This is a genomic window from Kineococcus siccus (genome assembly GCF_009906795.1).
Lineage (GTDB): Bacteria > Actinomycetota > Actinomycetes > Actinomycetales > Kineococcaceae > Kineococcus > Kineococcus siccus.
On the sequence record NZ_JAAALN010000231.1, the window covers coordinates 1 to 6,275 of the forward strand.

5 protein-coding genes are annotated in these 6,275 nt (G+C 74.8%); all 5 read left to right on the forward strand.

The window, feature by feature from the left end; genetic code table 11:
- Positions 1–831, forward strand: an 831-nt coding sequence (locus GTR02_RS18695) for a diguanylate cyclase domain-containing protein (protein WP_166608992.1), incomplete at its 5' end; no start/stop codon positions are given.
- A gap of 206 nt (positions 832–1,037) precedes the next feature.
- A complete protein-coding gene (gene leuS / locus GTR02_RS18700) occupies positions 1,038–3,596 on the forward strand; it encodes a leucine--tRNA ligase (RefSeq protein ID WP_166608993.1) in 2,559 nt (852 codons plus the stop codon).
- Position 3,597: 1 nt separating this feature from the next.
- Positions 3,598–4,137: a GNAT family N-acetyltransferase gene (locus GTR02_RS18705; RefSeq protein WP_166608994.1), complete on the forward strand. Its 540-nt coding sequence runs from the start codon at positions 3,598–3,600 to the stop codon at positions 4,135–4,137.
- The gene (locus GTR02_RS18710) at positions 4,134–5,381 is read left to right on the forward strand and encodes an alpha-amylase family glycosyl hydrolase (RefSeq protein WP_166608995.1); all 1,248 of its coding nucleotides are present in this window, start codon (positions 4,134–4,136) and stop codon (positions 5,379–5,381) included. The genes GTR02_RS18705 and GTR02_RS18710 overlap by 4 nt, the downstream gene beginning before the upstream one ends.
- A gap of 39 nt (positions 5,382–5,420) precedes the next feature.
- Positions 5,421–6,275: HNH endonuclease family protein (locus GTR02_RS18715; protein ID WP_338073921.1), on the forward strand; the 855-nt coding region annotated here is incomplete at its 3' end.

Consider the following 6,275-nt stretch of genomic DNA (forward strand, 5'->3'; position numbering starts at 1 on the left):
GTCCAGGCCCGGGTCGGCGAGCCCCTGCGCCGCGACGCCTGGCCGTGGGTGGCCGGCTTCGTCGGCGTCCCCGTGCTCGGCGCGACGGGCATCGGCCTCGCGTCGGTCCTCGCGCCCGAGGCGGTGGCGACGGTGTCGATCGTCATCGCCGCCCTCGTCGTGGTCACCGCGCTCGCGGTGGCGCTCGGCGCGGCGCACCGCGCCCGGCGCGCCGCCGAGCACGTCGTCGACGACCTCCTCGCCGCCCTCGACTCCGCCCGCGGCGAGAGCGTGCGCGACGAGGCGACCGGGCTGCTGAACCGCCGCGGGGTGCTCCTCATCGGCACGCAGGTGCTGGAGTCGGCCCGCCGCTCCGGGGGGGCGGTGCACGCGTGCATCGTCGAGGTCGTGCCCGGCGCGCGGCTGGGCAACGTCCTGTCGGAGGAGGAGCTGGCCCTCGAGCAGCGCCGGGAGTGGGCGGCCACGGCGGTCGCCCTGAAGGCCGCGACCCGGTCGGCCGACGTGGTCGCGCACGACGACGGCCAGCGCTTCATCGTCCTCGGGCCCGGCTCGGGGCTGCACGCCCAGGAGCTGGAGCGCCGCGTCCGGGTCGGTCTGGCGCAGGGCCGGCTCGAGGCGGGAGGGGACCGGTCCCGCCGCCTCGGCGTCGAGGTCGGGGCCGCCGTGCTCGCCCCCTGGGACGACGGCGACGTGCCCGACCTGCTGCTGCGCGCCGAGCAGTCGCTCGTGCAGCGCCGGGCCCTGCGCCGCAGCGCCCCGCAGCACGGCTGGGGACGCCGGCGCCAGGACAAGCAGGACACCTCCGAGCGCACGGACCGCACCGGCACCTGACGGCGGCGGCGCGGCCGTCCGCCGCCCCGGCCGTCCCCGCGGGCGTCGGCTAGGCTGGCCCCGTGCGCACCCGGCGACTCCTCCTCCTCGGGCCGCGCTGAGCAGCTGCTCCTGCAGCGCCGGCGCGGTGACCCCTCCACGTGCGAGGGGTCTTCCCATGTCCGGGGGAGCCTCGCGGCGCACACGGGCCCACGCGGGAGGACGAGATGACGCAGACCGAGGCCGAGCAGTCCGGCACACAGCCGTCCGGCAGCCAGCAGCACGGCGGGCCGGCGGGCGAGGAGGAGCGCTACGACGCGGCCGCCCTGCAGGAGAAGTGGCTGCCCGTCTGGGACGAGCTCGCGCCCTTCGCGAGCGGGGCCCCCGGTGACGAGCGACCCAAGAAGTACGTGCTGGACATGTTCCCGTACCCCTCGGGCGACCTGCACATGGGCCACGCCGAGGCCTACGCGCTGGGCGACGTCATCGCGCGGTACTGGGTGCAGCAGGGCTTCGACGTCATGCACCCGATCGGCTGGGACGCCTTCGGCCTGCCCGCGGAGAACGCCGCCATCAAGCGCGGGCTGGACCCGCGCGCGTGGACCTACGACAACATCGCGCAGCAGAAGGCCTCGATGCGCCGCTACGCGTGCTCCTTCGACTGGGACCGGGTGCTGCACACCAGCGACCCCGAGTACTACACGTGGAACCAGTGGCTGTTCCTGAAGCTGTACGAGAAGGGCCTGGCGTACCGCAAGGACTCCCTGGTCAACTGGGACCCGGTCGACCAGACCGTCCTGGCGAACGAGCAGGTCCTCCCCGACGGCACGTCGGAGCGCTCGGGCGCGCTGGTGGTCAAGAAGAAGCTGACCCAGTGGTACTTCAAGATCACCGACTACGCCGACCGGTTGCTGGACGACCTGGACGGCCTGGAGGGCACCTGGCCCTCGAAGGTCATCAGCATGCAGCGCAACTGGATCGGCCGCTCCTACGGCGCCGACGTCGACTTCGAGATCGAGGGCCGCGACGAGCGCGTCACGGTCTACACGACGCGCCCCGACACGCTGCACGGCGCCACGTTCATGGTCGTCGCGGCCGACTCCGACCTGGCCGAGGAGCTGGCGGCCGGGGCGAGCGAGCAGGTGCGGGAGCGGTTCGCGGCCTACCGCACGCAGGTGCAGGAGACCTCGGACATGGACCGCCTGGCCAGCGACCGCCCCAAGACGGGCGTGGCGCTGGGCCGGTACGCCGTGAACCCGGTCAACGGCGAGCGGCTGCCCATCTGGGCCGCGGACTACGTCCTGGCCGACTACGGCACGGGCGCCATCATGGCCGTGCCCGCGCACGACCAGCGCGACCTGGACTTCGCCCGCGCCTTCGACCTGCCCGTGCGCGTGGTCGTCGACGTGCGCGACGCCGACGGGGACCCCCTGCCGGACCCGGCGGCGTCGGGGACCGCGACGGCCGGCGACGGCGTCCTGGTGAACTCCGGGTCGCTGGACGGGCTGGACAAGAGGGCCGGGATCGCGCGGGCGATCGAGGAGCTGCAGGCGTCCGGCCGCGGCCGGCCCGCGAAGAACTACCGGCTGCGCGACTGGCTGATCTCCCGGCAGCGCTACTGGGGTACTCCGATCCCGATCGTGCACACCGCCACGGGCGAGGTCCCGGTCCCCGAGGACCAGCTGCCCGTGCTGCTGCCGCCGACCGAGGGCCTGAACCTGACCCCGAAGGGCACGTCCCCGCTGGGAGCGGCCGAGGACTGGGTGAACGTGCCCAGCCCCGTCGACGGCACGCCCGCCCGGCGCGACGCCGACACCATGGACACGTTCGTCGACTCGTCCTGGTACTTCCTGCGGTTCGTGTCCCCGCACGACGACACCCAGGCCTTCGACCGCGACCTCATCGCGCAGTGGGGTCCGGTCGACCAGTACGTGGGCGGTGTGACGCACGCGATCCTGCACCTGCTGTACGCGCGCTTCATCACCAAGGTGCTGCACGACCTGGGGTACCTGTCCTTCGACGAGCCGTTCAGCCGCCTGCTGAACCAGGGCATGGTCCAGATGGACGGCTCCGCGATGAGCAAGTCCAAGGGCAACCTGGTGCGGCTGTCCGACCAGCTGGAGGAGCACGGCGTCGACGCGGTGCGCCTGACGATGTCGTTCGCGGGCCCGCCCGAGGACGACATCGACTGGGCCGACGTCTCGCCCGCGGGGTCGTCGAAGTTCCTGGCCCGCGCCTGGCGGCTGGCGCGCGACGTCACCTCCTCGCCGGAGAGCGACCCGGCCGCGGGGAACGCGGCGCTGCGGGCCGTCACCCACCGGACCGTGCACGAGGTGACGCAGCACGTCGAGGCGTTCCGCTTCAACGTCGCGGTCGCGCGCGTCATGGAACTGGTCAACGCGACGCGCAAGGCCGTCGACGACCCGGCCGTCGGCCCGGCGGACCCGGCCGTGCGCGAGGCCGTCGAGGCGGTCGCCGTGGTGCTGAGCCTCTTCGCGCCGTACACGGCCGAGGACATGTGGGCCCGGCTGGGTCACGAGCCGTGCGTCGCCCGCGCCGGGTGGCCGGTCGTCGACGCGGCGCTGCTGGTGCAGGACACCGTCACGTGCGTGGTCCAGGTGCAGGGCAAGGTGAAGGACCGCCTGGAGGTCTCCCCGGACGTCGGTGAGGACGAGCTGCGGGCGCTGGCGCTGGCCAGCGCCAAGGTGCAGGCCGCGCTGGCCGGGCGCGACCTGCGGACCGTGGTGGTCCGGGCGCCGAAGCTCGTCAACATCGTCCCCGCCTGACGTGGGCACCGTCGCGTTCGAGCTGGCGACGCCGCGCCTGCTGCTGCGTCGCTGGTCGGCGGCCGACGCCGAGCCGTTCGCGGCCCTCTGCGCCGACCCGGAGGTCATGCGGCACTTCCCGGCCGTGCTGAGCCGGGCGGAGGCCGACGCCCTCGCCGACCGGGCCGACCGCTGCTTCGACGAGCGGCGGTCCGCGGGGTCGCCCTACGGCCTCGCGGCCGTGGAGCGCCGCGCGGACGGGGAGTTCCTCGGCTTCGTGGGTCTGCACCACATGCGCTGGTACCCCGACGACGTCGAGATCGGCTGGCGGCTGGCCCGGTCCGCGTGGGGGCAGGGCTACGCGACCGAGGCGGCCACGGCGTGGGTCGCCTACGCGCGCGACGTGCTGCGCCTGCCGCGGCTGATCTCGATCACCGTGCCGGGCAACACCGCGAGCACCGCCGTCATGCGCCGCATCGGGATGCGCTTCGGCTGGGAGGGTTCCGGCGAGGTCGACCACGTCGTGCACGTCCTCGACCTGCAGCCGGGGGACCCCGCGTGAGCTGGGTCGAGCACGCCGTCCTCTGGCACGTGTACCCGCTGGGTTTCGTGGGGGCGCCGGTCCGGGACGCCGCGGACCCCGGGGTCGCGCACCGGCTCCCGCGGCTGACGGCCTGGCTGGACTACGCCGTCGAGCTCGGCGCCTCCGGGCTGTCGCTCGGCCCGGTGTTCGCGTCGACCTCGCACGGCTACGACAGCACCGACCAGTTCCGGGTCGACCCTCGCCTGGGCACCGAGGAGGACCTCGACGACCTGCTGGCGGCCTGCCGGCGGCGCGGGCTGCGCGTCGTGCTCGACGGGGTGTTCAACCACGTCGGGGACCGCCACCCGTTCTACCTCGAGGCCCTGCGCGACGGCCCGGGCAGCCGGTACGCCGACTTCTTCCGGATCGACTTCGACGCCCCCGGCGGGCCGCGGGCCGCCGACTTCGAGGGGCACGGCTCGCTCGTGGCGCTCAACCACGCCAGCCCCGCGGTGGCGCAGTACGTCACGTCGGTGCTCACCCACTGGCTGGAGCGCGGCGTCGACGGCTGGCGGCTGGACGCGGCCTACGCCGTCGACCCGGGGTTCTGGCGCGCGGTGCTGCCGCCCGTGCGGGAGCGCCACCCGGACGCGTGGTTCGTGGGCGAGGTCATCCACGGCGACTACGCGGGGTTCGTCGAGGAGTCCGGGGTGGACTCCGTGACGCAGTACGAGCTCTGGAAGGCCGTGTGGAGCGCGCTGTCGGAGCGCAACTTCTTCGAGCTCGACTGGACGCTGAGGCGCCACGCGGAGTTCCTCGGGCGGTTCCTGCCGCACACCTTCGTCGGCAACCACGACGTGACCCGCATCGCGAGCCGGGTGGGCGGCCCCGGCGCCGTCCTGGCCCTCGTCGTGCTGATGACGACGGGCGGGGTCCCGGCCGTCTACTACGGCGACGAGCAGGGGTTCACGGGTGTCAAGGAGGACCGCCTCGGGGGCGACGACGCGGTCCGGCCGGCGTTCCCGCCCGACCCGGCGCAGCTGTCCGGGCTGGGTGAGTGGCTGCACCGCAGCCACCAGCAGCTCATCGGCCTGCGCCGGCGGCACCCGTGGCTGGTGCGCGCCCGCACGGAGGCGGTCGAGCTGGCGAACACGCGCTACGTCTACCGCGCCCGCGCCGAGGACGGTCCCGAGTTCCTCACGGTCGAGCTCGACCTGACCGCCGGCGCGCGCGCCGTGGTCTCGGGGGCCTCGGGCGAGGAGCTGTTCCGCTACGAGGCCTGAGCGGTGAAGGTGCCGGCCGGGTGTGCCGATGCCCCGAGGGTGGACCCCCGTCGGACGGCGCGAGCGCTGGCCTGGCTCGTCGCGGCCGCGCTGGTCGGTGGGTGCGCTCCGGCCGCGGAGGTCACGACGACACCGCCGCCGCCCACCTCGGCGGCGCCGACGACACCGCCGCCGTCCACCGCACCCGTCACGCCCCCACCGCCCGCGCCTCCCGCACCGCCGACGCCTCCTGAGCCGCCGACGCCCGCGCCGTCCAGCGCCGCCCCGGGGACCGCGGCGGCCGCGCTCGCCGGGCTGCCCGTCAAGGGACGGGCGCCGAGGACGGGGTACGAGCGTGCGGCGTTCGGCCAGGCCTGGGCCGACGTCGACCGCAACGGCTGCGACACCCGCAACGACGTGCTGCGCCGCGACCTCGCGGCGGTCGAGGTGCGGCCGGGCACGCAGGGGTGCGTCGTCCTGACCGGGACGCTGGCCGACCCCTACTCGGGCAGCACCATCGCGTTCGTGCGGGGCGCCGACACGAGTGCCGCGGTGCAGGTCGACCACGTCGTGGCGCTGTCCGACGCGTGGCAGACGGGGGCGCAGGCCTGGGACACCGCGACCCGGACGGCCTTCGCGAACGACCCGCTGGAGCTCCTGGCCGTGGACGGGCCGCTGAACCAGCGCAAGGGCGACGGGGACGCGGCCACCTGGCTGCCCCCCGCGACGGGGTTCCGCTGCGCCTACGTGGCCCGGCAGATCGCGGTCAAGGCGCGGTACGGGTTGTGGGTGAAGCCCGCCGAGCGCGACGCCATGGCCCGGGTCCTCGACACCTGCCCGGGGCAGGGACTCCCCGCGGCGATCCCGGCGTCGGTGCCCGCAGACGCTGCAGGGCAACCGGTTCCCGTCCCACCC